This is a genomic window from Streptomyces sp. NPDC047079, from assembly GCF_040643755.1.
GTDB lineage: Bacteria > Actinomycetota > Actinomycetes > Streptomycetales > Streptomycetaceae > Streptomyces.
In genome coordinates, this window is the sequence record NZ_JBEYUZ010000008.1 from 95,088 (window position 1) to 119,188 (window position 24,101).

Below are 24,101 nucleotides of genomic sequence, written 5' to 3' on the forward strand. Positions count from 1 at the left end.
CTGTACTGGCCGTTCGTCGCACCCCCACCTGCCACAGGCCGTGCTCGCCCATGGCCGGGATCAACTTTCGCGACAGGCCCTGGGCGGACCGCTCGGTCAGCGCACCAGGCACGGGCGCCGGGCGTCGAACTTCCAGTCGGGGACCAGGTATTGCATGCCGATGGCGTCGTCCCTCGCCCCCAGAGCCTTCGTCCGATAGAGGTCATGGGCTGCGAGGAGGCGGTCCATGTCCAGGGTGACGCCCAGGCCCGGGGCGTCGGGGACGGAGATCTCACCGTTGATGATGCGAGGTGGGGCGGTCGTCAGGCGCTCCAGGCCCTCCTGCCATATCCAGTGCGTGTCGAGGGCGTTGTAGTCGCCGGGGGCCGCGGCACCGCAGTGGGTGACCATGGCGAGCGAGATGTCGAAGTGGTTGTTGGAGTGGCAGCCCCAGGTCAGGCCCATCGCGTTGCACAGCTGGGCCACGCGCACCGAGCCCTGCATGGTCCAGAAGTGCGGGTCGGCCAGCGGGATGGAGACCGACTGCAGAGCCAGGGCGTGGGTGAGCTGGCGCCAGTCGGTGGCGATCATGTTGGTCGCGGTGGGCAGGCCGGTCGCGCGCCGGAACTCGGCCAGGATCTCGCGCCCGGAGTAGCCGCCCTCCGCCCCGCAGGGGTCCTCTGCGTAGGCGAGCGTGCCGACGAGGGGCGTGCACAGCTCGATCGCCTCGCGCAGGGACCAGGCACCGTTCGGGTCGAGAGTGATCCGAGCCTCGGGGAAGCGGTCCTTCAGTGCCCGTACGGCCTTGACCTCCTCGGTGCCCGCCAGGACTCCGCCCTTGAGCTTGAAGTCGCGGAAACCGTACAGGTCGTAGGCTGCCTCGGCCTGACGCACGATCGACTCCGGTGTCAGGGCCTCCTCGTGCCGCAGGCGGTACCAGTCGACCTCCGAGTCCGGCTCGCGGGCGTACTCCAGGTCGGTTCGGCCGGGGTCGCCGACGTAGAAGAGATAGCCCAGCACGCGTACGGAGTCGCGCTGTCGACCATCCCCGAGAAGGGCCGCGACCGGCACGTCGAGGTGCCGGCCCAGCAGGTCGAGCAGCGCCGACTCGACGGCGGTGACCGCGTGCACTGTGGTGCGCAGGTCGAAGGTCTGGGCGCCGCGTCCACCGCAGTCACGGTCGGCGAAGCGGTCCGCGATCGCGCGCAGGACGCGCTTGTAGTCGCCCACCTTCGCGCCGAGGACGAGGGGTTCGGCGTCGCGGAGCGTCTGCGTGATCTTCTCGCCGCCGGGTACCTCTCCCAGTCCCGTACGGCCTTCGGAGTCCTTGAGGACGAGGATGTTGCGGGTGAAGTACGGGCCGTGGGCGCCGGAGAGGTTCAGCTCCATGCAGTCACGGCCGGCCACGGGGTAGACGGCGAAGTGGGTGACGGTCGGCTGGTTCATGGTGGTCGCGGTTCCTTGTGTGTGCGGTGGTCGGGTCGGTGGTCAGAGGCTGAGGACGTCGAGGGCCCACTCCATCGCCAGGACGCCGCCCAGGCCGAGGACCGCCAGCACGGTCGTGTAGGTGGTGCGGACCTTGATCGCGTCGATGACCGAGAGGTTGAAGTACTCCTTGAACTGCCAGAACCCCGGGTCGTTGAGGTGGGAGAAGGCGATCGACCCGCAGGACACGGCGAGGACCATGATCTCGGGGTGGACAGTGCTGCCCGCGAGGAGCGGCAGTACCACGCCGGAGGCGGTGACGACGGCGACCGTCGCCGAGCCGAGGGCCACGCGGAGGAGGACGGCGATGAGCCAGGCCAGAATGATCGGCGAGATGGACCAGCTGTCTGGACGGTGCCTTCGGCATCCACATTGACCCCCACCATGAACGCTGTCTCCATATATGGACGTCGTCTGCGTATGGGAATGGAGGCTAAGCTTGGGAACCCTAGAGGTCAATGGGGGCCGGTGTGGCGGATCTGCGGAGAGCACTCCCACGGCCCACCGCGTGGCAGGGGAATCCGCGCCCGGCTCACAGACACGGACTACGTCGACGGCGACCACATTCGTGAACGGCCCTCTGTCTCGACAAGGCGCTGCCCGCCGGTCGCGCCGTCGCCCGCGGGGAGACGATGACCGGCATCACCGGCCAGGCTCCGCCCAGCGGTACGGCTCACCCGCCACAAACCCCCTCAGCCACTCGGTGCCGATGGCAGGACTCAGCACCGAACGCGGCTGCCCCCAAACGGTGTTGCCCGGCCCATCGTCGTCGCCCTCAGTCCGTCACGCCCGAGTGGGAGTGGTTGATGCGGGTCAGCCGGAAGCCGTGGCAACCGCGAGGCCGAAGCCGATGAGCACGACGCCTGTGGTCCGCCCGAGCGCACGGCGGATCCGCGGCTTCTCAAGGACGTGCTTGGCCTTGGACAGCAGGAGCACGTAGCTGCCCAGCCAAGTGAGGGTGAGGGTGGTGTGGAGGAGGATGAGGAGGGTCATGGCCCAGGCGGCGGGCAGCCCGGGCGGGGCCAGCGTGGGGAGCAGCCCGGTGTAGAAGACGGCGATCTTCGGGTTGAGGACGTTGCTGACCAGGCCGATCCGCCAGGGGCTTCCGACGACGGCAGGACCGGGACCCGTTGAAGCCGTGGGTGCGTCGCGGCGGTTCTGCCACAGCGCCTGCGCGCCCACGACCACCAGGTAGCCGGCTCCAAGGAGTTTGACCACGAGGTAGGCCGCGGGCGAGGCAGCCAGTACGGCCGCGAGTCCGGCCACCGTCAGCACACCCCAGACCAGCAGTCCGGTCGCTGTTCCGCCCACGGTCCGCAGCGCGTCCCCGCGGCCGGCCACGAGGGCGCGCCGGGTGACCACGGCCATGTCCGGGCCGGGAACGAGAGTCAGCAAGCCCAGGACTCCGAGCGCGGCTGCGAAGGGGGTCAGCATGCTGCCCCCCTTTTGGTCCAGATGAAGTGGTGACAGCCCTCACTGACACCGCCCATTTGCCCCATACTTGCGGCAACGCGTGTGCTGCTGCGCAAGGGGGCGAGGGCTGTGGCGTTCGGGGTGGAGCAGGTCGTCGATCTGATCAAGTACTTCTGCTGCGACGCGGCGACCGCCCGCTGCGGGCCGTACGAGGCAATGGTCCCGGACGAGCCGATCGGCCTCCGGGAGCTGCTCCCGGGGCACCTGTACCTGACGCGGGAGCTGTTCGACGCGGAGACGAACCGGCAGGTCGACGTCTCGGTGTATCTGGGGCTGACGAAGCTGGGCGGTCTGCTGTGGGACCAGCAGGTGCGGGCACTGACCCGGCTGTCGGGGCTGGAGCATCCTTGTCTGCCGGTGCTGCTGGGCGGTGGTTACCTGGACGCCGTCACGGCGAAGGACGCGGGGCTCAGGACGGAGTCGGGCGAGGGGATCGAGGCGGCGTTCATCGCCACCGTGGGGGCGGACAACCAGCTCTCCCCGGCGGACGGCGAGAACCTGCGCAAGGATCCGTCGGGGGCACTGAGGCAGTTCGAGCTGCTGGCGGACGCCCTGGCGATCGTGCACGACCTGGGCCTGACGCACCGCCGGCTCTCCCCCGCCGCGCTGGACGTGGCCGTCGGGTCCGACGGCGAGTACCGGCTGCGGCTGGCCCGGTTCGAGCTGAGCTCATTCGTGGCGGGGCTGCTAAGTGGCGCGTCCGCGGACTCCTCCGCGGCCGGGCAGCTGCGGGAGCTGGTGCTGGCGGAGGGGCCCGAGCCGCTGCCGTATCTGGCGCCGGAGCGGCTGGCGTACCTGCTGCCCCGGCCGGGCGAGTCGGACAATGTCGTGGAGAGCGCCAAGGGTGACGTGTACGGGCTGGCGGCGGTCGCCTGGGAGTGGTTCGTCGAGCCGCTGCCGCAGGAGCTGGTACCGGAGCGCGTTCCCCGTGAGACGGCGGAGGTGGTGGCCGAGCGGGACCGGCTGGAGCGCCTGGGCGAGCATCTGCGGGACCGGCTGCAGCATGTCCGGCTGCCGTCTGCGCTGCGCGACCTGCTGCGGCGGATGCTGGATCCGCACCCGCGGAACCGGCCCACCGCAGATGAGGTCGCGGGCTACCTGAACGAGCACCACGAAGCAAACATGATCGAGTTCGGCGGCGCGGTGAGCAGCCTGCCCCATCTGCTGGCCTTCATGCCGGAGCGGGGCGAGGAGACCCTGGGCAAGTGGAAGTGGCTGGAGCACCCGGCGGACACTGAGGCCGGCATCCGGGAGACGGCCGAGCTGCTCCGTACCGACCTGCGCCGCGGCGAGGTGCTCTGGTCCCCGGACGGCGCCGACCCGTTCGTCAACGGCGGCTCCACGGAGAGCAAGCGGGAGGCCACCGTGGTGCTGGCGGGCGCCCGCGGCCTGTGGTTCTGCCAGTTGCTCCGGCCGCAGCAGGGTCTGAGCCTGGGGGCTCCGATGCCCGAGGTGCTGGTTGTGAAGTACGTGGCGCGGCTGGACGCGTACGGGGTGCAGAACAAGCTGGAGGATCTGCGGGCGGCCTCGCTGAAGCGACCCATGCCCGAGATCAAGGCGCTGAGTTACCGCACCCCGGCGCCGCGGCTCAACGCGCTGCGCCGGGACCGGCCGAGCTGGGAGGCGTTCACCGACGCCCTCCGCCCTGCCGTCACGAAGTCCACCGCGCAGCTGGACTACGAGCGCGCCATCAACTGGCTGCTGGAGTTCCAGGGCGTCGAACTGCGCGCCCGCCGCTACCCGTACGAGACGGTGGCCGACGCCCCGGGCGACGGCACGCTGGTGCGCTGGGACCAGAAGCGCGACCAGGAGCGGGTCCATAGTCACGCCCTGCTCACGAAGTACGCGAGCAACCCCGAACTGCGGCCTCCGTTCGGGGAGTTCTTCGGCCGACTGGAGAACGAGGAGAGCGGCAGCGCCGACGTCGAGGTGTACGCCGGGGACCACGACCGCAAGGGGCAGAACGAACGGAGCGTGCAGGCGCAGGTGGTTCGGGTCGAGGGCGGCGACCGGATCGTGCTGCAGCCCAAGCCGGGGCAGAAGAAGATCCCGCCGCGGGGCTGGGTCCGGCCGGCCGACGACATCGGCGCGGAGACGGTGCTGCGCCGGCAGGCGGACGCGCGCTGGGAGCTGTTCGGCCTCAAGTCGCTGGTCAGCCAGTTACGCAGGCCGTTCTCACTGCCCACGCTGCCGCATCGCTGGGCGGACGCGGGCAAGGGCCTGCGGAAGGGCGGCCGGCAGGCGGTGCGGGACATCCTGGTGCACCAGCCGTTCTTCGCCCTGCAGGGTCCGCCCGGGACGGGCAAGACGACGGTCACCGCGCGCGCCGTCGCCGCCTATCTGGAGCAGGAGTCCACCCATCGCGTCCTCGTCTCGGCCCAGTCCAACTTCACCCTGGACAACCTCGCGGCGCGCATCCTGAAGGACATCGGCGCACGGAACGACGAGAGGCCGACGGACGCGGACCCCGACGTCCCGATCGCGCTGCGGGTAGTGTCCCAGCGCGGCAACCCGGACGAGCGGGTCCGCCCGTGGCTCCGCAGCGAGCTGGTGCTGCGCCGGGCTCGGCAGATGCGGCAGGGCATCGACGAGCAACTGGCCGCCGGGGTGGACCCGGACGTGCGGCCGGTGCTCGAGCGGTGGCGCGACATGCTGGACCCCGGTGCCCGGGAGCCGGTCCTGCCGGAGCTGGCGGACCGGCTGCAGCGCGGCGCGAACATCGTCTTCGCCACCTGTGCCACCGCCACGCCGCGCAACCTGGGGACCCCCGGCGGGGCGTCCTCGTTCGACTGGGTGATCGTCGAGGAGGCGGCCAAGGCATGGCCGACGGAGCTGGCGATACCGCTGGTGAGGGGCACCCGCTGGACGCTGATCGGGGACCACTTCCAGCTGCCGGCGCACCGGCGGGACGAGGTGGTGCGGTTCCTCGACTCGTGTGTCAACGATCCCAGCACCGCGATCGCCGCCGCGGGCGCCGACCGCAAGACGTACCTGAAGGCGTTCGACATGTTCGGCAGCCTCTTCCCGGAGCAGGAGCCTGCAGACGAGAACACCGGCACCGGCGCGGAAGCCGGCACGGACACGGACACCGACGTGGAGTCGCGTACCTGGCGAAACCGGCCGACGGCGCGGCTGTCCACCCAGTTCCGGATGCGTGAGCCGATCGCGCAGGTGGTCAGCCGGGTGTTCTACCCGCGGCCGCCGCGCCCCGGGGAGCGCCCGCCCGAGGACGGCATGCCGCTGGGCGGGCTGGCCACCCACCACCCGGAGACCCCGGCACCGGTGGAGGCGCCGGGCTGGCTGCGCGGCCGTGCCCTGGTGTGGCTGGACACCGCGGGGCTGCCGAACTGCCAGGAGCAGCCGTACTGGAAGAACGAGGGCGAGGCGGACATCGTGCACCGCCTGGTGTCGGCCATGCGCCCGGCCCCGGTTCCGGGCCGCAACGGTTTCAGTACCGAGCCGCTGGCGGTGCTCACCCCGTACCGCCAGCAGGCCGAGGTCCTGCACCGCTACGGCGACCTGTCGCGGTTCGTGCAGACCGTGCACGCCTTCCAGGGCCGGGAGGCGGACATCGTGGTGGTCTCGCTGGTGCGGAACAAGCGGCGCGGCTCGGGCAGCGCGGCCGAGAGCTTCGGGCACCTGTCCCGCCGGGACCTGATCAACGTCCTGTTCTCCCGGGCCCGACAGCTGCTGGTGGTGGTCGGGGACTACGCGCACTACGCGGGGTTCGACAACGGCGGTGACACCTTCTGGCAGACCGTCTGCCAGGCGGTGGACCACTACGGCGTCGTGCTGAACGCCGCCGACGTCCTGTCCTTGGAGGCGAGGTGAGCATCGCGGTCGTCTACGTGCCCTGCGAGACGGTGGAGCTGCAGGTACGGCTCGGCTACGGCGGCGCGCTGTCGCCAATGGAGCTGGTGCTGCTGGACGCGGTGCGCGCCGGGCTCAACGACGTGGGGCAGCTCACCGGGCACCTGCAGCTGGGCCGCAGGATCGTCCACGACCTGGTGTACGACCTGTGGCGGGCGGGGCTGCTGTCGGTGGACCGCTCGCTGAGCCGGATCGTCGTACCGCCGGAGGTCGCCGACCAGCTGGACCGGGGCGCGCCGGTGCCCGGCGCGGAGTACGTGCGGGAGAAGCGGGAGCTGATGATCGACCAGATCACCCGCCGGGTGCTGCCCGCCCGCGGCCCGCTGTCGCCGCCCGACCCGAGGCTCGCCCTGCCGGTGGGCGACGACCCGGTGGGCCTGGACAGGGTGTCGCAGTCCGCGGTGCTGCGGGCGCTCGACGAGTCGCTGAAGGCCGACGAGCGGCAGCCGCCGGCCGACAGGTCCCACCAGCCGGTGGACTCCGGGCGCAGACGCAAGGTGCTGTCCTACCGGCTGCCGCCGCCCGGTCTGGAACGGCCGCGGACCCGCCGGTGGATCGAGCTGAAGGTGGAGCCGCGCTGGCACGAGCATGACCAGCAGCTGACGATGACCGTGGTGGACGACCGGGTGCCGGCCGAGCTGCGGGAGAGTGCCTCGGAACGGCTCACCCAGCTCGCCGCGGAGGCGCCCGGCGGCAAGCCGTTCAGCGAGCTGCGCGATGTTGCGGTGGGCGCGCTGAGCGAACCTCCCTCCCCTGCGGGCGCGTTGGCACGCCTGGCGGACCGGGTGGAGACGGCGCGCGGGGTCCCGGCCGGGCAGCGCCACACCTGGCACCGCGAACTCGCCGATGACGCTAGGCAGTTGGAAGGCCTGCTGCGGGAACGTGCGGACCGGGAGATGCGGGTGCGGCCGGTGACGGCCGACAAGCACGAGCGGCTGGTGGGGCAGCTGATCGCACAGGCCACAAGCCAACTGGTGATCTGCAGTCCGCGGATCCACTACCAGACGCTGCGTCGGCACCTCCCGGCGCTCGAGGACGCGGTGCGGCGTGACGTACGGCTGGTCCTGCTGTGGGGGGCGGCCGACCGGGACCGGGACGAGGAGTTCGACGACCGGACCCGCAACGCCCTGGAGGACCTGCAGCGGCTGGGCGGGAAACCCGGCGCGACCCAGGTGGTGCTGCCGGTGACCAGCGCCCGGACGCACGCCAAGCTGGTGGTCGCCGACCACACGGCGGCCCTGGTCACCAGCGCGGCCCCGCTGTCGGGCGCCGGGGGGCGGTCCGACGTCGGGCTGCTGCTGGAACAGCCCGGCGACGACAGCCCGGTGATCACGGAGCTCCTGGACTGGGTACGGGCCTCGGTGCCGTCGTACGAGCACAGCCGGCTGGTCCAGGTACGGGCCGCGGACTTCCGGTCGGCTGGGGCACCGGCGCCGGAACCGGAGCGTGGGCGTGAAGAGTTGCCGGAGCCGGCGGTGGAGGCGCCGGCCGAGTACCCGAGTGTCGAGGCGTCGGCGCTGGAGCTGTGGGTCAGCGGCTGGACCGAGTACCTGAGGCAGGCGCAGGCCCGACTGGCGGCCCGTCGGCTGCCCGCCGCCCGTCTGGTGACGGACGCGACGCACCGCACCCTGTTCCGGGTCGCCCTGAGCCGGGCACGCCGCAGGCTGGTGATCGCCTCCGACGGCCTGGCCGCCGAGATCGTCGACACCGGGCTGGTGGGCGCCCTGCGCGCGCGGCTGGAGGAGGGCGTCGAGGTCACCCTGGTCCTGCCGGACGCCACCCACCCGGTGGGCGACCGCCGTCAGTACGGCGAGGCCCGGCAGCGGCTGCAGGATCTGCTGGCCGACTTCCCCGGCCGGCTGCGCCTGGTGGAGGGCGGCAACCGGGCGGCGCTGCTGGTCTGGGACGACGAGGCCGTCGTCGGCAGCTTCAACTACCTCGCGTTCGACGGCCGTTACGGGCGTCACCGGCTGGCCTCGGAGCTGAGCGTCCGGGTCAGCGGGGCCGCCGCCGCGGACGCGGTGGCCCGGGCGGCGGGAGCCGTCGGGCTGACCGCCGCGCCGGAGACCGGGCCGGAGGCGGCCACGGGGGCCGGGCCGGAGACCGGGCGCGATTCCGCTACGGCCCTGCCGCCGGCAGGGGCCGCCCACGCCCCGGCCCAGCGGCTGCTGCACGCCTACGCGGATCAGGGCGCCGCCGACCCGCGGCTGGTGGCCCAGGTGCTGGGCGCCGCGGAGGATCCCTGGCAACTGCTGGAGCTGCTCGGCGGGTCGGGCCCCGAGGACCTGGTCGCGGTGGTTGCCGCCCGCTGCCTGGCCGACCACCGGAACGGCGGGCTCGACGGCGGGCAAGACGGCCGGGCGGGGCGCTGGCAGCGGTGGCTGATACGGCACTGCTGGAACACCGGGCAGTTCGTGGAGGCCGCGGTGCTCCGCCGCGGCCTGCCCGACGCCGGCTTCCGGCCCCGGGCCCGTACGGCGGTGCTGGGCGCCGCCCGCTCCGCGCACCACCCCGAGGCGGTGGCCGCGGTCCTGGAGGAGCTGGTCCTCGAGGAACTCGTCCTCGAGGAGGGGCTCTCCGCCGGGGAGCGGGTGGTGGTGGCGCTCGGGGCGTGCTCCCTGCTGCTGCTCACGGGAGACGCCTCCGGCCACGAGGCGCTGGAGGTCGTACTGCCCCGACTCGGCACGCCGTGGCGGGAGTTCGTGGACCGAGTCGTCGCCTACTGGCGGGCGGCTTACCTGCCGATGCCGCTGGAGCTGATCCGGGTGAGCCTGGACGGCTCGCGGCGGGAGCACGAACGGGCCAGGCTCTGGGAGGAGCTGGAACAGCGGCTGGCGCACGCCCGGGCCATGACCTTCGCCAGCCAGGTCAGCACCCGCACCCACCATGCCCTGTTCAACACCCCCTCCGGGGCCTTCGCCGAGCTGGGCCGGATCGTCACCGGCCGCGGCGACGGCGAACTCCGGGAGTGGCGCGAGGGGCCCGGGGCCTTTCCGGCCGAGCAACTGGTGCTGGCCGCCGGGCGGGGCGCCTCCCAGCACGGGACCCTGATGTTCGGCGGCCACCTCAAGCGCTACCTGCAGCGGCTGAACCCGGTGGTGGCCGCGGTGGACGACCTCCTCCGGACGGCGGGATCGGCCGCCGCGACGGGTGCCGCTCCGCCGGGCGCCGAGGAGCTGGGCACCTGGCTGGCCGGGCACTGGACGGAACTGACCGACGCGGCGGCCGCGCTGGAGGGGCCGGACGGGCCGGAGGGCGTGCTGGCCCGGCACTTCCTCGGCGACCTGGAACTGCTCGCCCGCTGGAGGGCCTCATGACCGTACCCGCAGACTCTGCCGGCCCCGCGGACCCCGTCGACCAGGCCGGGCCGCTGCTCGACACGGTGCTACGGGACTGGGCGGGCCGCAGCCGGCACCCGGGACTCGCCGTCGCCCTGGCCGGCGGCCGGACGCTCGACCCCGGCGAGGCGGCCGTCCTGGTGTTGCGGGGCCTGGCCGAACCGATGACCGATGCCCAGGGACTGCACCGCCTGGTCGACGAGGGCGAGTTCACCGTCGTCGCCGACCTCCTGGACACCGCCGGCTCCCCCGCCGGCCCGGCCGGCACCGCCCTGCCCCGGGACGTACGCGCCGGCCTCGACGCCCGGCTCGACGCCGCCCAGCAGGAGGCCCTCGCCACCGTACGGTCCCGGGTCACCCTGCTGCGCCGGCGCGCCTCCCGCAGCTCGACCGCCCTCCCGGCGGAACTGGAACGGCGGGCCGAGGAGGCCGCGCTGCGCCGGCGCGCCGAGGCGACGGTCTTGCTCGATGAGGCCGAGGCCGCCGTGCAACGCACCGAGCAGCGGCAGCAGAAGGAACTGCGCGCGGAACTCGCCGCCGCCGAGCTGTCCGAGGCCCACGCCGCGGCGGTCCTGGCCTGCCTGGACGCCAACGAGTTCGAGGCGGCCCGCAGGCTGCTGACGGCAGAGGACATCGACATGAACGGCAGCAGCCCCGCCTGGGTGCCCCGCCCGCCCCGCTGGGACCCCGCGCTCGGCCGCGGCCTCCCGGAGATCCTCAGCCACTACCCGCCCGAATCCGTGCCGCCGCGGCACGACTATCTGACCCGCTACGTCCGCCTCGGCGAGTCTGACGTCCCGCTGCTGCAGTCGCTGCGCGCCCTCGCCGCGGACCGCCACGAGACCTCCGTCGCCGACTTCGCCTCCTGCCTGAGCGCGATGCTCGGCGAAGACGTACGCAAACCCGTGACCTTCCGGGACCACGGCTACCACACCCTGCTGACCGGGCTGGACGACGCCCGACTGCCGCACCTGCCGATCACCGACCCCGCCGGGGTCGGCCTGTGGGTCTCCGCCACCGACGCACCGCCGCCCGACGAACTGCCGCGGCCGCTGATCTGGTTCGTGCCCACGGCCGGTCCGGCCCCGGCCACGCCAGCCGGTGTCGCGGCGCTGACCGCTGTGGAGCTGCTGCGGGTCCTCGCCCCGCCGCCGGCCGGTCTGCTGTCGGCGCCCGCCCACCGGCGGATCAACCTGCTGCGCCTGCTGGTCCCCCGGCTGGGCCCGTGCGCCCTGGCGTTCCCCGGCGCGGGCATCGCCCTCAACGGCGGTACCCCGCGCGAGGCACTGGCCTGGCTCCTCGACCTGCACGCCGTGGTCCCCGACGCGGCCGTCGTGCACGCCCTGGACTACGAGTCCGAGGGCCATCCACTGGTCATGCGGATGCTGCTGGACGAGGTGCTGCCGCAGCGGTCCGCCGACGGCCGGCTCGGCCACACCGGACTGTCCCTGGTCCGCACCCCCGAGTTCCGGGCCCGGGTGCGCTCCGAGGTGGCCGACGGGCTCCCCGCCGAGGAACGGGCCGCGCTGGGCCTGGCGTACGCGCTGCACCCGGAGGAGCCGTTCCGGGCCGCCGACATCCTGAACGACCTCCCGCTGGTCGGCCTGCCCGACGACTTCCCCCGGCGCTCCGGGCAGCTCTTCGACGCCGAGGAGGTCCTGGACCGGCTGTGCGGACAGGGACTCCTGCGGCGCGCGGCGCTCCCCGACGGCACCGGCGGCTACCGCACCCTGCGGGCCGGCCTGGGCGCCCTGCTCTCCGAGGGCGCGAGCGAGCAGGCCGCCGCGTCCGTGGAGGTCCTGCTGCAGCGGATGGAGGAGGCCAGGGCCTTCACCCGCGCCGCGCGCACCGAGAAGGCGGTACGGCACCACGCGCACCAGGCCGACAACGACCTGGCGCTCATCCTGGCAAGTCTCGGCGCGCTCGGCGAGAAACTCGACGGCGCCGAGGCTGCCGAAGTGAACCGGGTCATGCAGATGCTGCCCCGGCTCGGCGGGGAGCAGATCCGCACCGCGGTCTCCGGCCACCAGGCGCCGCCGGCCTTGCACGACCTGGGCGAACTGCTGCTCAAGGTCACCCGGGACGTCGAGTTCAACGAGGGCGTACGGATCACCTTCCGCAGCGAGCTGGACGGCGAGCAGACCGGCGGGGCGCCGGTGCTGGCCGTACGCATCGGCCTGGAGACCGCGTTCGAGAACCTGATCCGTAACGCGGCCCAGGCGGTGCGCTCACTGCGGGCGGCCGGATCCGCGGACGCGGTCCGCGGCGGCCCGGACGTCGTGGTGCGGCTCCGGCGGCCCGACGAGGACGGCGGCCCGGCCGGGACCGGCAGATGGTTCCAGGTGGACATCGAGGACACGGGGCCCGGACTCACCGAAGAGGAACGGGAGTTGCTGCGCACCGGCGAGCACCTGTCCCGGCACGGCACCGGCGGCACCGGGCTATCGGCCACGCGGGGGCTGGTACGAGAGGCCGGCGGGCGGCTCGACATCCTGGACCGCTCCCCGCTCGGCGGCGCCCATCTACGGGTCCGGCTGCCCGTCGCGCGCTGACGGCGGCTGCTCGGCCCTCAGCCCGGGTAGTGCTGGAGGAAGGCGCGCATCTGACGTTCCGCCTCCTCCACCGTGCCGTGCCGGAGGGTCCCGCGCACCCGGTCGGCAGACTGGCGGCAGCGCTCCAGCGCCGCGTTCCGGCCGCTGCCCCCGGCGTCCAGTTTCTCGTCGGCGCGCAGGGCCGCCCACTCCAGCCAGGTCTCGGCCCGCCTTCTGCGGTACTTCGGGTCCTGGGACACCAGGGCCTCGGCGGCCGTCCTGATGACCGTCAGGTCGACCTGGGGCGTGCCCTTGTGGATGATGCCGACCAGGCGGTAACGGGCCCGCTGCACCAGGGTGCTGTCGTAGAGGTCGCCCGACGGCGGTGCCATGGTCATCAGCGAGGCCGGCACCTCGGTGTGGCGGGCCAGCCACGCCACGACCTCCAGGCCCCACCGGTCGTCCAGCCCCGGGGTCAGATGCAGGTCCACCAGCGCCCCGGCGAGCTGCCTCACCTCCGCCTCCCGATCGCGCTGCAGTTGCCACCACTCGTCCAGCGAGCGGACGGTGAGACAGGAGAACCCGAAGCCCTCGAGTGCACCCTCGATCAGGTCGGCCATCTGGTCCTCCACCACCAGAATGCGCCGCCGCTCGCCGGCCCGCAGCCGCTCCCGGACCGGGTCGCAGAGACGGTCACCGGGGAAGAAGTCCAGGAAACCTTCCAGGCCGTCGAGTTGGCGCAGGACGTCCGGGTCCGCGCCGCCGAGCACCTCCAGCAGTCGGTCGCGGCACGTGAACACCCCGTTCCAGCGGTCGGGTTCGACCTGCGGGTGACAGACGCGCGGGTCGCCGTGCCACAGGCCGATCAGCGGGGCGAGTTCCGCCGGGCCCGGCGGCCCGGGCAGATCGCGCAACTTCCCCACGCCCGAGATGAATTCTTCGGCGTCGACCCGGACCGCGTGCCGGTCGAGGGTGTACGGGCGTCCCTTGGCCCGCTTGGGCACCGGCAGTCCGGTCCGGCGTAGGCTGCTGAAGTGCTGGGCCAGCGCCGCCTCCGAAGCGATCGCGGCGCGCCCGGCACCGTCACGGACCCACGCCATCACGTCCTGCTCCCGCACGCCATACCGTAACCGCAGCGCCAGTACCACCAGCACCGCACCGGTGAGCCCGGCGGGCGGCTCCAGCGGTGTCCCGTCCCGCTCGACGGCGAGGTCGCCCAGGACCCGGATGCGCCACTGCTCCCCCATGTCTGTCATAGGTCAATTGTGCAGCGGCCAACCCCCGCGTGCAGGGCGTACGTTGAGGTCACTTTGAGCCCGCGCCCGGGGCCGGCGGAGGGGGGCCGCGGAAGCTCAGCGGAGGAAGCGGGGAAAGACCGGTCGTGCTCGGGAGTCTCGTACCAGCGAGGCGCAGCAGGCGCCTCCTCCCGGAAGGCAACCGCCATGCATGACATCCGACTCACCCGCGACGAGCAGACCGTTCCCGGCAACGTCCTCGTCATCACGCCCATGGGCAAGAAGATCCTCCGCAACGACGACGAGTTCGACTTCGACTGGCACTTCCAGGACGTCATCAGCCCGGTCGTCACGGAGGCCGGCATGACGCCGGTCCGCGCCGACAGCGTCTACGGCCCGGCCAACGTGCTGGATGTGGTGTGGCGCGGCATCCAGCAGGCCGAGGTCTGCATCGTCGACTTCTCCTGCCGGACGCCCAACGTGGCCATGGAGTACATGGCCGCCAAGCTGATCGGCAAGCGCATGATCTACCTCGCGCAGCACGCGGACGACATCCCCAGCGACGTCCGCGGGCTGCGCCACATCCCGTACACCCCGCTGTACGCGGACATGGCCCGGATGCGGGCGGAGCTGCGGCAGCAGCTGGAGGCGGTGCGCCTGGAGCCCGCCCAGGAGATGGCGCTGATCCCGCTGGCGACCGGCGGGATCACCCCGGCCCGCGCCCAGGTCGTCAGCGTCTCCGCGGACTTCGCGGTGGTACGGGCCGCCGACGGCACCCTGGGGGTGCTCAGCGGCGAGGATGTCGACTGGTCGCGGATCGTCACCGACATGACCCGGTTCTGCACGGTGGGCGAGTGGCTGGACGGCGCCTTCGAGATGCTCCCGGCGGGCGGCACCAAGTACACGCTGCTCAGCGGCCAGCACAACCCCTGGCGCCGGCTGGAGGCCACCCACCCGGTGGGGCACACCTTCACCGGCACGGTGCACAGCGTGCGGCAGGCGGGGGTGTTCGTCCGGATCTCCGGGCCCGTCAACGGCCTGGTGCCGCGCAGCTCGCTGCCGGCCGGCACGGAACTCACCCCGGGGAGCCAGGTGGAGGTGACGGTGCTGTCGATGGAGAGCCGCCGGCGCCGGGTCACCCTGGCCCTGGCGCCGGGCAGGGCGCAGGGCCGGGGCAGGCCTGTGGTGCCCTTTCCGTCCGCCGGGGCGGCGTCGCCCAGGGTCGCGCTGCACGAGCGGCTGGAGGGCGAGGTGGTGAAGATCGTCCCGGAGGGGCAGGGCGGCTATGTGCTGCTGCGGGTCCCCGGCCGTGAGCGCCCGGTGTTCCTGCACTGCTCCGCGATGAGCGGGCAGCTGCGGCACGACCTCAACCACGGCGGGATCGAGCTCGGCGAGATCCTCGACCTCGAGGTGAGCAGCATCAACCTCCACCAGGACAAGGTCTGCGTCCGGGACGTCGAGCCCGAGGACGAGGCCGGGAACGAGGCCGAGGTCGCGCCCGACGAGGCCGAGGACGGGCCGGAGGACTTCCCCCGGGCCGCCTGACCCCTCTCCCCCTCCCCCGGGGCGCCGTGACACCACGGCGCCCCGGGGGTCGCCCGGCCCCATAAGGCACCCGACCCGAAGGAGAACCCTCCATGTCGATCAACACATCCCCCGGCGCATCCACCGACGAGACCCTGCTGGACCTGTACAAGCTGGTGGTCGAAATGGCCGACCGCATCTCGGTGCGCCGCGGCAAGGCGAACGCCTACTTCCTCGCCGTGCAGACCACCCTGGCGACGGTCGCCGCCGCGCTCCCGGCCACGCCGCTCGCCGCGGCCGCCGAACTCGCCGCCGCTCCGGTGCTCGTCCAAGGCAGCAGGACGTTCACCGGTGGCATGGCCGCCCACTCGGAGTCGGACGTGCCGTGGAACGGCGCCGTCCATTCCGTGGGGGCTGAGCAGCCAGGAGGCGCCGTCGCGGTGGCCGTTGACGCCGACAGCAGCAGGGCCGGGACGAGGAGCCCGCGAAGTCGACGCGGCGGATACGGTCCACGAGGGCAGTCTCGACCGGGTCGTCGATCTCGATCGGCTCGCCGAGCCATCCGCCGTCGATCGCCTGACTCAGCTTCGGCCAGTACCGCGCCGACTGCTCGGCCTCGGCCGCGACAGCCTGTGTCCAACGTCCGCGGCCGTCGAGGACCTTTTCCAGCAGGCTCAGGCGGTCGACTGCGGCGAAGTTGCACAACACCGTGTTGTCGGGAAACCAGCAGTGGCGCGTCATGGCTGGAAGACCGGATCCCCTTCGTCCACTTCAGCACCGGAGGTCCCCTCGCCCTGCGGAGCCGGTTCGGGTTCGAGCATGGCACGCACCTTTTCGGCGTCCAGGCCGGTGTACGCGGCCAGCGGGCGCAGGGTGGTGTCCCCGGCCAGGTAGGCCTCGTAGAGCAACTGGGCCGGCCGGAACGGTAGTCGTCCGGCATGTGACCACGTCTTGCGGGCCTCGAAGAGGTCACTCTGTCCGGTCAGCCAGTGACACGCCTGCGTGGTGAGCCCACGCAGTCTGTTCGCCGTCTCCGGAGCGATGACGCCCAACTGCCCGAGCCGTGCCGCTAGGGCGCTGGGGGACACCTGGAATCGCACGACGAGTGAGGTGAGGTACTCGTCCGTGAGTTCGCCTTCCCGCACCGCCGACATGATCTCGTCCCGGGGCATCAGGAGGTTGGCGGCGAACACGTTGGCGCGCACCTCGGTCAGGTCCTTCTGGTGTCCCGGGGACAGATGCGTCTCTGTCAGCAGATCCTGGGCGTCCTTCGCCAGGATGTGCCCGAGTTCGTGGGCGAGGGTGAAACGCTGACGGGTCGGCACGTCGGTCCGGGCGATCATGATCAGCCGGAATCCGTCCACCTGCCATGCGGCGCCGTCGAACCCGTCCGGCAGATCGGCTTTCGCCACGTCGACACCGAAGGAGCGCTCCATGGCCTGGAGCAGATCCGCGGTGTCCAGTCCGCCCATGGCCGGCCGGCCCTCGGCGGCGAGCCGGACGAGTGCGTCCTCCGCCAGCGCGATGCCCTGGTCGACATAGCGCCGGAGGTCCGACCGGACAGGGGGCAGCTCCGGCAGTTCGGGCGACAGGCCGAGGAGATCGATCACCTCGTACGCCGTGGTGAACCGGTCGACAAGCTCCCTCAGCCTGCCCCGCCCGCGCTCGTCGAGCGCGGGCGCGGTCGTGCGGGCCGCGACGGCGGGACGCAGCCGTTCACGTCCGGTCAGCAACCAGTCCACGGTGGTGTTGCCGAACTCCGCAATACGCGCCAGGTCGAGAGACGTGAACCTGCGGACACCGCCAAGAGATTTGGAGACCTTGTCGGGCGTCAGCCCGATGGCTTCGGCGAACACAGCCTGAGTGACCGAGGCCGCCGACATGACTTCTCGTACACGATCGGTTACGGACTCACCCATGAACCCACCATACGAAGGCGTTGCGAAAATCGCAAGCGGCATCGCGGCGCGGCCGCCGACCGCGAGGCGATCTTCGATCACCCGCGCAAGCACTGTCGGCCGCTGAGGACGAGCGTCGTTTGAGCGTCAAGATTTCCGAGCGGCGCAGTGCCCCGCAGTTGGCCTGGCTGCCACCTCAGGATGAGATCGCAGGTCAGACACCCTCGACGAAAGAACGCCCACTCGACCCGATGAATGACCGGAAACAGGTCGGGTAGCCGACGAGCACCGCGAAACCGCAGGTCAGGCGTCCTTCTTCACCGGCTCCAAAATCGCCACGCACTCCACGTGATGCGTCATCGGAAACAGATCGAACGCCCGAAGCGTCCGCACCCGGTATCCGCCGTCCCGGAAGTACGCCAGGTCCCGGGCGAGGGCCGCGGGGTCGCACGCCACGTAGGCGATTCTGCGGGCGCCCAGGGACGACAGGTGGGAGACGGTTTCCCGGCCGGCGCCGGAGCGCGGCGGGTCCAGGACGATCAGGTCGACCTCCGTGATGCCGGTGCGCGGCAGAACCGACTCGACCTTGCCCTGTTCGATGCGGACGCGGGGGAAGTCGGCGAGGTTGTGGCGGGCGTCCTCCACCGCGCGCTTGCCGGACTCGATACCGAGTACCGCGCCCTTCTCGCCGAGCCGGTCCGCGAGCGCGCCGGCGAAGAGGCCGACACCGCAGTAAAGGTCGAGAGCGGTCTCTCCCTTGCGGGGCAGCAGGCCCTGCATCACCGCCGTCACCAGGGTGTCGGCAGCCTTGGGGTGGACCTGCCAGAAGCCGCCGCCCCCGACACGGTGCGTACGGCCGTCGGCGCGTTCGCGGACGAAGGGACGGCCGTGGACGCGGTGCACGCCTCCCGTCTTCTCGTCGACCCGCATGACCGACACCGGCTTGTCCAGTTCGACCAGCGGCAGCCGTGCACCCGGCTTCGGGGTCAGGATCACCTGGCGGTCCTGTGACCCCGTAGCCGCGATCGCCTCGACGGAGTCCATGCCGGTCCAGTCGCGCTTCTCGATGCCCAGCTCGCTGACGCCCTCGGCGGCGATCATGCAGTGGTCGACCGGTTCGACCTCGTGCGAGCGGTGCCGGCGCAGGCCCGCCCTGCCGGAGGGGTCCACCGCGTACTGGACCCGGGTGCGCCACTGCGGCACCTGACCCGCAGGCAGCTTGTCGCCCTCGGCCGGCACCACGGTGCCGTCCCAGCCCGCCTCCTCGGGGGTGAGGCCGGCGAGCCGCCGCAGCTGCTCGGCGATCACCTCGCCCTTCAGCCGGCGCTGCGCGCCCGGCTTGGCGTGCTGCCAGTCGCAGCCGCCGCAGCGGCCGGGGCCCGCGTACGGACAGGGCGCTTCGATGCGGTCCTTCGACGCCTCCAGCACCTGCACAGCGTCCGCGCGCAGGAAGCGGGCCCCCTCCTCGCCCTCCGTGACCCGGGCCACCACCCGCTCCCCGGGCAGTGCGTGCCGCACGAAGAGGACCTGGCCGGCGTCCGTGCGCGCGATGCAGTGACCGCCGTGGGCGACGGGGCCGATCTCCACCTCGTACTCCTGGCCCACCAGCGACTTCTTCGGTTCTGCCTGCATGGGGGGACGACTCCAGGTGAGAGAGAGGGGGGACGAGCGCGGGCCGGTGCGGCCGGACGACAGCCCACCAGTCTACGTGGCTGTCACCCGGCCGTTCACCATGTGACGGGAGCCTCAGCTCCGTGAGGCCGACGACTCCTTGGCCCGCTCCTCCGCGGGGCCGCGCCGCACGGCGCCGGGTGCGTTCCAGTCCTGCCGTCTGCGGGCCCGCTGCTTTGCCAGCTCGGAGGACTGAAGCTGGTACGGCACCGAGGTCACCATGACGCCCGGCGTGAACAGCAGCCGGCCCTTGAGCCGCAGTGCGCTCTGGTTGTGCAGCAGGTGCTCGTACCAGCGGCCCACCACGTATTCCGGGATGATCACGGACACGGCGTCGCGCGGGGACTCGCGGCGCAGGCTCTTCACGTACTCGATGACGGGCCGCGTGACCTCGCGGTACGGCGAGTCGAGGATCTTCAGCGGTACGTCTATGCCGCGCCGCTCCCACTCGTCCCTGAGCGCCTTCGTCTCCGCCGGGTCGACGTTGACGCTGAGCGCCTCCAGGGTGTCCGTGCGCAGCAGCTTGGCGTAGGCCAGGGCGCGCAGCGTGGGGCGGTGGATCTTGGAGATGAGCACCAGCGAGTGGACCCGCGACGGGCGCACGATGTCGTCGCTCGGGCCCTCGGGGGCCGCCAGTTCCTCGGCCACGCTGTCGTAGTGCCGGCGGATCGCGGTCATCGTCGCGTAGAAGATGCACATGCCGAGCAGGGCGACCCAGGCGCCGTGCGTGAACTTCGTGACCAGGACGACGACCAGCACCAGGCCGGTGAAGAAGGCGCCGAAGGCGTTGATGGCGCGCGAGCGCACCATGTGCCGGCGCTTGGCCTGGTCGCGTTCGGTGGCGAGATGCCGGTTCCAGTGGCGGACCATGCCGGTCTGGCTCAGCGTGAACGACACGAACACACCGACGATGTACAGCTGGATCAGCCGGGTCGAGTCGGCGCCGTAGATGACGATCAGCATGCTGGCCGCGCCCGCCAGCAGCACGATGCCGTTGGAGAAGGCGAGGCGGTCGCCGCGGGTGTGCAGCTGGCGCGGCAGATAGCGGTCCTGAGCGAGGATCGAGCCGAGCAGCGGGAAGCCGTTGTACGCGGTGTTCGCGGCGAGGAACAGGACCAGGGCGGTGGCGGCGGCCAGCACGATGAACAGCAAGCTGCCCTTGCCGAAGACGGCCTCGGCGACCTGCGAGATCACCGGGTTCTGGACATAGCCTGAGCCCAGCGCGACGCCGTGGTGGAGCAGGTCGGCTGCCGGATTCTCGGCCATGCGCACCTCTGTCGTCATGGCCAGCGCGATGATGCCGCAGAACATGGTGACGGCGAGCAGCCCCATCATCGCGAGCGTCGTCGCCGCGTTCCTCGACTTGGGCTTGCGGAAGGCCGGGACGCCGTTGGAGATCGCCTCGACACCGGTGAGCGCGGCACAGCCGGAGGAGAAGGCCCGCAGCAACAGGAAGACCAGCGCGAATCCGGCGATCCCCTGATGCTCCGCCCTGATCTCGTACGAGGCCGTGGGTGCCCGCATGGTGTCCCCGAGGACCAGCCCGCGGAACGCGCCCCACGCGATCATGATGAACACGCCCGAGACGAAGACATAGGTCGGGATCGCGAACAGCGTGCCGGACTCCTTGACCCCGCGCAGGTTCATCAGCGTGAGCAGCACGACCACCGCGACCGCGCAGAGGACCTTGTGCTCGACGACGAACGGGATGGCGGAGCCGAGGTTCTCGATGCCCGAGGAGATCGACACCGCGACCGTGAGGACGTAGTCGACGAGCAGAGCGCTGGCGACGGTGAGGCCCGCCTTGGGTCCGAGGTTGGTGGTGGCGACCTCGTAGTCGCCGCCGCCACTCGGGTACGCGTGCACGTTCTGCCGGTAGGAGGCGACGACGGTGAACATCAGTACGACGACAGCGACCGCGATCCAGGGGCTGAAGTGGTAGGCCGACACGCCCGCGATGGAGAGGACCAGCAGCACCTCTCCGGGGGCATAGGCCACGGAGGAGAGCGGGTCGGAGGCGAAAACGGGGAGTGCGATGCGCTTGGGCAGGAGGGTCTCCCCCAGCCGGTCACTGCGCAGTGCGCGCCCGATGAGGATGCGTTTGGGCACGTCGGTCAGTTTGGACACAAGAGAGGATCGTAAGGGTTCGTACCGGGGGTCGCCCACCCGCTGACAGAGATCTGCCTCACGAGTGATTCGAGGGAGTGGGCGAGCTGCGGATTCCGCAGGTGAGGGGTTTCCGCGCGCCTCCGCGACAAAGCCCTTTCCGTGGCCGCCCCGGGAGGTTGCGGGGACACGTGAGCGGAGTTCGCCGGCTTCCTCGCCCGGCCCGGCCTCGGAATCCTGACACTTCTCGGCGCCCGCGGGCTGGCCGCCGCTGATCGCACGAAGCCGTGCGGCACGCGTGCACGGGGGTGCCCCGCGCGGACCGCGCGTGTGTAGCTTGGGCGGCGGTCTGAGACGCTGTCCTTGGCGTTTCGACTGAGCCGTGACCATTGACTTCGGAAGGACGGTCGTGCACATCGTCATCATGGGCTGCGGAAGAGTGGGCTCCGCTCTTGCCCAGACCCTGGAGCAACAGGGGCACACGGTCGCCGTGATCGACCAGGACCCCACCGCCTTCCGACGGCTGGGCTCCGGGTTCGGCGGCCGTCGAGTCACCGGAGTGGGCTTCGACCAGGACACCCTGCGCGAGGCGGGCATCGAGGAGGCGGGCGCCTTCGCCGCCGTCTCCAGCGGGGACAACTCGAACATCATCGCCGCGCGTGTGGCCCGCGAGATGTTCGGCATCGAGAACGTCGCGGCCCGTATCTACGACCCCCGCCGTGCGGAGGTCTACCAGCGCCTGGGCATCCCCACCGTGGCGACCGTACGGTGGACGGCCGACCAGATGCTGCGCCGCCTGCTTCCCTCGGGCGCCGAGCCGCTGTGGCGGGACCCCACCGGTGGTGTCCAGCTCGCCGAGGTGCACACCTCGCCCGCCTGGGTCGGGCACAAGATCAGCCGGCTCCAGGAGGAGATCGGTGTGCGCGTGGCATTCCTCACCCGCCTGGGCGAGACGATGCTGCCCACCTCGCAGACGGTGTTGCAGGAGGGCGATCTGGTGCACGTGATGATGCGGACGGACGACGTCGAGAAGGTCGAGGCGGCGTTCGCCAAGGGGCCTGAAGGAGAGGGCGGGCACTGATGAGGGTCGCCATTGCCGGTGCCGGGGCCGTGGGCCGCTCGATCGCGGGCGAGCTGCTGGAGAACGGGCACGAGGTCCTGCTGATCGACAAGGCGCCGACCGCGATCTCGGTCGAGCGTGTACCGCAGGCGGAGTGGCTGCTGGCCGACGCGTGCGAGATCACGTCCCTGGACGAGGCGGCGCTGCAGCGCTGCAACGTGGTGATCGCCGCGACGGGCGACGACAAGGTGAACCTGGTCGTGTCCCTGCTGGCGAAGACGGAGTACGCGGTACCGCGCGTCGTCGCCCGTGTGAACAACCCGAAGAACGAGTGGCTGTTCAACGAGGCGTGGGGCGTGGACGTGGCCGTCTCCACCCCGCGTCTGATGTCGGCGCTGGTCGAGGAGGCGGTGAGCGTCGGCGACCTGGTCCGGCTGCTCCGCTTCAGTCACGGCGACGCGAACCTCGTGGAGCTGACGCTGCCTCCGGAGTCGGCTCTGGCCGGCACGCAGGTCGGTGATGTGGAGTGGCCGCAGGACACGTCCCTGGTGACCATCATCCGCGGCACCCGGGTGCTGACGCCGTCGCAGGAGGACTCCCTGGAGGCAGGCGACGAACTGCTGTTCGTGGCGGCCCAGGCGCGCGAGGGACAGCTCGAGGACCTGCTGTCGGTACGCCGGGAGGACACGGCGGGCTAGGGGGTTTCGTGAAATCCCTAGGGCGTGTTCGAAACACGCCCTAGGGCTAGGACTCCCGGCGATGCCGACCCGCCGAGGTCTCCCGTTCGGCGGCGGCCGCCGCCTTCCGCTCCTCCTCGGCCTTCTCCTGCGCTTCCATCTCCGCGAACACATCGATCGGCGCGGGCGCCTTCGCCAGGAACACCCAGGTGAGCCAGACGGCGAGCAGGAACGGGGGAATCTTGAGCGCGATCAGGACCCAGCCGAGCTGGGTGGTGTCGGCCCACCAGTACAGGGGGAACAGGATCGCGCACTTGGCGAGCAGGATCAGCCCCCAGGCCCAGCTGGCCTTGGTGTACGCCTTCTTGCGGCCCGGGTTGCGGGTGCGCCAGGAGAGGTTCTCCTTGAAGACCGGGCCGAGCATCAGCCCGATCAGGGGCACTCCCGCGAGCGTGGTGACGATGTACGCCACGGCCAGACCCAGCGTGTAGAGCATGCCCGGCAGATAGAAGTCCTTCGCGTTGCCGGTCATCATCGCGAAGACCACGCCGAACGCGACACCGAACACACCGCTGAAGGCGTGCTTCACGGTGTCCCTCATGACGAGGCGGACGACCACGAGCAGCAAGGACACCGCGAGGGCGGTGATCGCCGACCAGTGCAGGTTCTTGTTGATCGTGAAGATGGTGACGAAGAAGAGGCCGGGCACCACGGTCTCGACCATGCCTCGCACCCCGCCGAACGCCTCGAAGAGCGCGGCCTCGGTCACCGCCCGCGAATCGTGCTGGGCGTCTTCGGTCGGCTTCTCGAGTGACGTCACCGGCTACTCCCGTCCGAGCGGTCTGAGTTCGTACTTCGGATTGAACAGCACCCTGCGGCCCCGGCTCATGGAGATCCGGCCCGAAGCGATGAGCTTGCGTCCCGGTTCTATGCCGACGATGGAACGCCGGCCGAGCCAGACCAGGTCCAGCGCGGCCGAGCCGTCGAACAGCTCGGCCTCCAGAGCCGGCACACCGGCCCGCGGGCGCAGCGTGACCGTGCGCAAGGTACCAGTAACGGTCACGATCTGCCGGTCGTGGCAGTCGCCGATGCGCGTACACCCCGCGCTCTCGGCGTCCTCACGCAGCTCCTCGGACTCCAGATCCTCCTGCGATGAGGAAAGCCGCTCGAGCATGCGCCGGAAACGGCCCACCGGCTTTTCGGAACGAGGAACAGCGCTCATACCGAAAAGCGTACCGGGGTGCTCCGACACCG

Annotated in this window: 14 protein-coding genes and 1 pseudogene; 6 read left to right on the forward strand and 9 right to left on the reverse strand. The window is 71.6% G+C overall.

The annotated features are described in order from the left end of the window. Positions 1-96: 96 nt before the first annotated feature. The 3 genes and pseudogenes from ABZ823_RS13785 to ABZ823_RS13795 all read right to left on the reverse strand — a co-directional run bounded on the left by ABZ823_RS13785 (position 97) and on the right by ABZ823_RS13795 (position 2,898). Positions 97-1,425 (reverse strand): enolase C-terminal domain-like protein, encoded by a 1,329-nt coding sequence (locus ABZ823_RS13785; protein WP_361658406.1) that lies wholly within the window; start codon positions 1,423-1,425, stop codon positions 97-99. 42 nt (positions 1,426-1,467) lie between these two features. Beyond that, positions 1,468-1,806, reverse strand: a pseudogene (locus ABZ823_RS13790) (gluconate permease); the annotation flags it as partial. A 471-nt stretch (positions 1,807-2,277) separates the two neighbouring features. Then, positions 2,278-2,898, reverse strand: coding sequence for a LysE family translocator (locus tag ABZ823_RS13795; protein ID WP_361658409.1), 621 nt, complete (start codon positions 2,896-2,898; stop codon positions 2,278-2,280). 81 nt (positions 2,899-2,979) lie between these two features. Between ABZ823_RS13795 and ABZ823_RS13800 the strand changes: the two genes are divergently transcribed. From ABZ823_RS13800 to ABZ823_RS13810, 3 genes are read left to right on the forward strand one after another with little or no spacing between them, the layout of a single operon-like run. Beyond that, positions 2,980-6,768 (forward strand): AAA domain-containing protein, encoded by a 3,789-nt coding sequence (locus tag ABZ823_RS13800; protein WP_361658412.1) that lies wholly within the window; start codon positions 2,980-2,982, stop codon positions 6,766-6,768. Further along, entirely contained in the window at positions 6,765-10,124 is a 3,360-nt protein-coding gene (locus tag ABZ823_RS13805; RefSeq protein WP_361658414.1) for a hypothetical protein, read from the forward strand. Before ABZ823_RS13800 ends, ABZ823_RS13805 begins: the two co-directional genes overlap by 4 nt. After that, positions 10,121-12,697: an ATP-binding protein gene (locus ABZ823_RS13810; protein ID WP_361658417.1), complete on the forward strand. Its 2,577-nt coding sequence runs from the start codon at positions 10,121-10,123 to the stop codon at positions 12,695-12,697. The genes ABZ823_RS13805 and ABZ823_RS13810 overlap by 4 nt, the downstream gene beginning before the upstream one ends. A 17-nt stretch (positions 12,698-12,714) precedes the next feature. Here ABZ823_RS13810 and ABZ823_RS13815 read toward each other — a convergent pair whose 3' ends face one another. Beyond that, positions 12,715-13,932, reverse strand: a complete 1,218-nt coding sequence (locus tag ABZ823_RS13815) for a response regulator (protein WP_361658419.1) — start codon at positions 13,930-13,932, stop codon at positions 12,715-12,717. Positions 13,933-14,118: 186 nt separating this feature from the next. On the opposite strand from ABZ823_RS13815, the gene ABZ823_RS13820 reads away from it, so the two are divergent. Next, positions 14,119-15,456: a S1 RNA-binding domain-containing protein gene (locus ABZ823_RS13820; protein ID WP_361658422.1), complete on the forward strand. Its 1,338-nt coding sequence runs from the start codon at positions 14,119-14,121 to the stop codon at positions 15,454-15,456. A gap of 716 nt (positions 15,457-16,172) precedes the next feature. On the opposite strand, the gene ABZ823_RS13825 is transcribed toward ABZ823_RS13820, so the two are convergent. From ABZ823_RS13825 to ABZ823_RS13835, 3 genes are all read right to left on the reverse strand, one after another. Then, a complete protein-coding gene (locus ABZ823_RS13825; RefSeq protein ID WP_361658425.1) occupies positions 16,173-17,354 on the reverse strand; it encodes an XRE family transcriptional regulator in 1,182 nt (393 codons plus the stop codon). A gap of 282 nt (positions 17,355-17,636) precedes the next feature. Beyond that, positions 17,637-18,965 (reverse strand): TRAM domain-containing protein, encoded by a 1,329-nt coding sequence (locus ABZ823_RS13830; RefSeq protein WP_361658426.1) that lies wholly within the window; start codon positions 18,963-18,965, stop codon positions 17,637-17,639. A 114-nt stretch (positions 18,966-19,079) separates the two neighbouring features. Continuing rightward, a complete protein-coding gene (locus ABZ823_RS13835) occupies positions 19,080-21,131 on the reverse strand; it encodes an APC family permease (RefSeq protein ID WP_361658429.1) in 2,052 nt (683 codons plus the stop codon). A gap of 388 nt (positions 21,132-21,519) precedes the next feature. Here ABZ823_RS13835 and ABZ823_RS13840 point away from each other — a divergent pair, with 388 nt between their 5' ends. Together ABZ823_RS13840 and ABZ823_RS13845 are read left to right on the forward strand one after the other, a co-directional pair. Continuing rightward, positions 21,520-22,191 carry a TrkA family potassium uptake protein gene (locus ABZ823_RS13840; RefSeq protein WP_361658729.1) on the forward strand — a complete coding sequence of 224 codons (672 nt, stop codon included), beginning with the start codon at positions 21,520-21,522 and terminating at the stop codon, positions 22,189-22,191. Then, positions 22,191-22,868, forward strand: coding sequence for a TrkA family potassium uptake protein (locus ABZ823_RS13845; protein ID WP_361658431.1), 678 nt, complete (start codon positions 22,191-22,193; stop codon positions 22,866-22,868). The genes ABZ823_RS13840 and ABZ823_RS13845 overlap by 1 nt, the downstream gene beginning before the upstream one ends. 46 nt (positions 22,869-22,914) lie before the next feature. On the opposite strand, the gene ABZ823_RS13850 is transcribed toward ABZ823_RS13845, so the two are convergent. Together ABZ823_RS13850 and ABZ823_RS13855 are read right to left on the reverse strand one after the other, a co-directional pair. Continuing rightward, a complete protein-coding gene (locus ABZ823_RS13850) occupies positions 22,915-23,667 on the reverse strand; it encodes a DUF3159 domain-containing protein (RefSeq protein WP_361658434.1) in 753 nt (250 codons plus the stop codon). Between the two features lie 3 nt (positions 23,668-23,670). After that, complete coding sequence (locus tag ABZ823_RS13855) at positions 23,671-24,069, reverse strand: OB-fold nucleic acid binding domain-containing protein (protein WP_361658437.1); 399 nt, start codon at positions 24,067-24,069, stop codon at positions 23,671-23,673. Positions 24,070-24,101 lie beyond the last annotated feature (32 nt).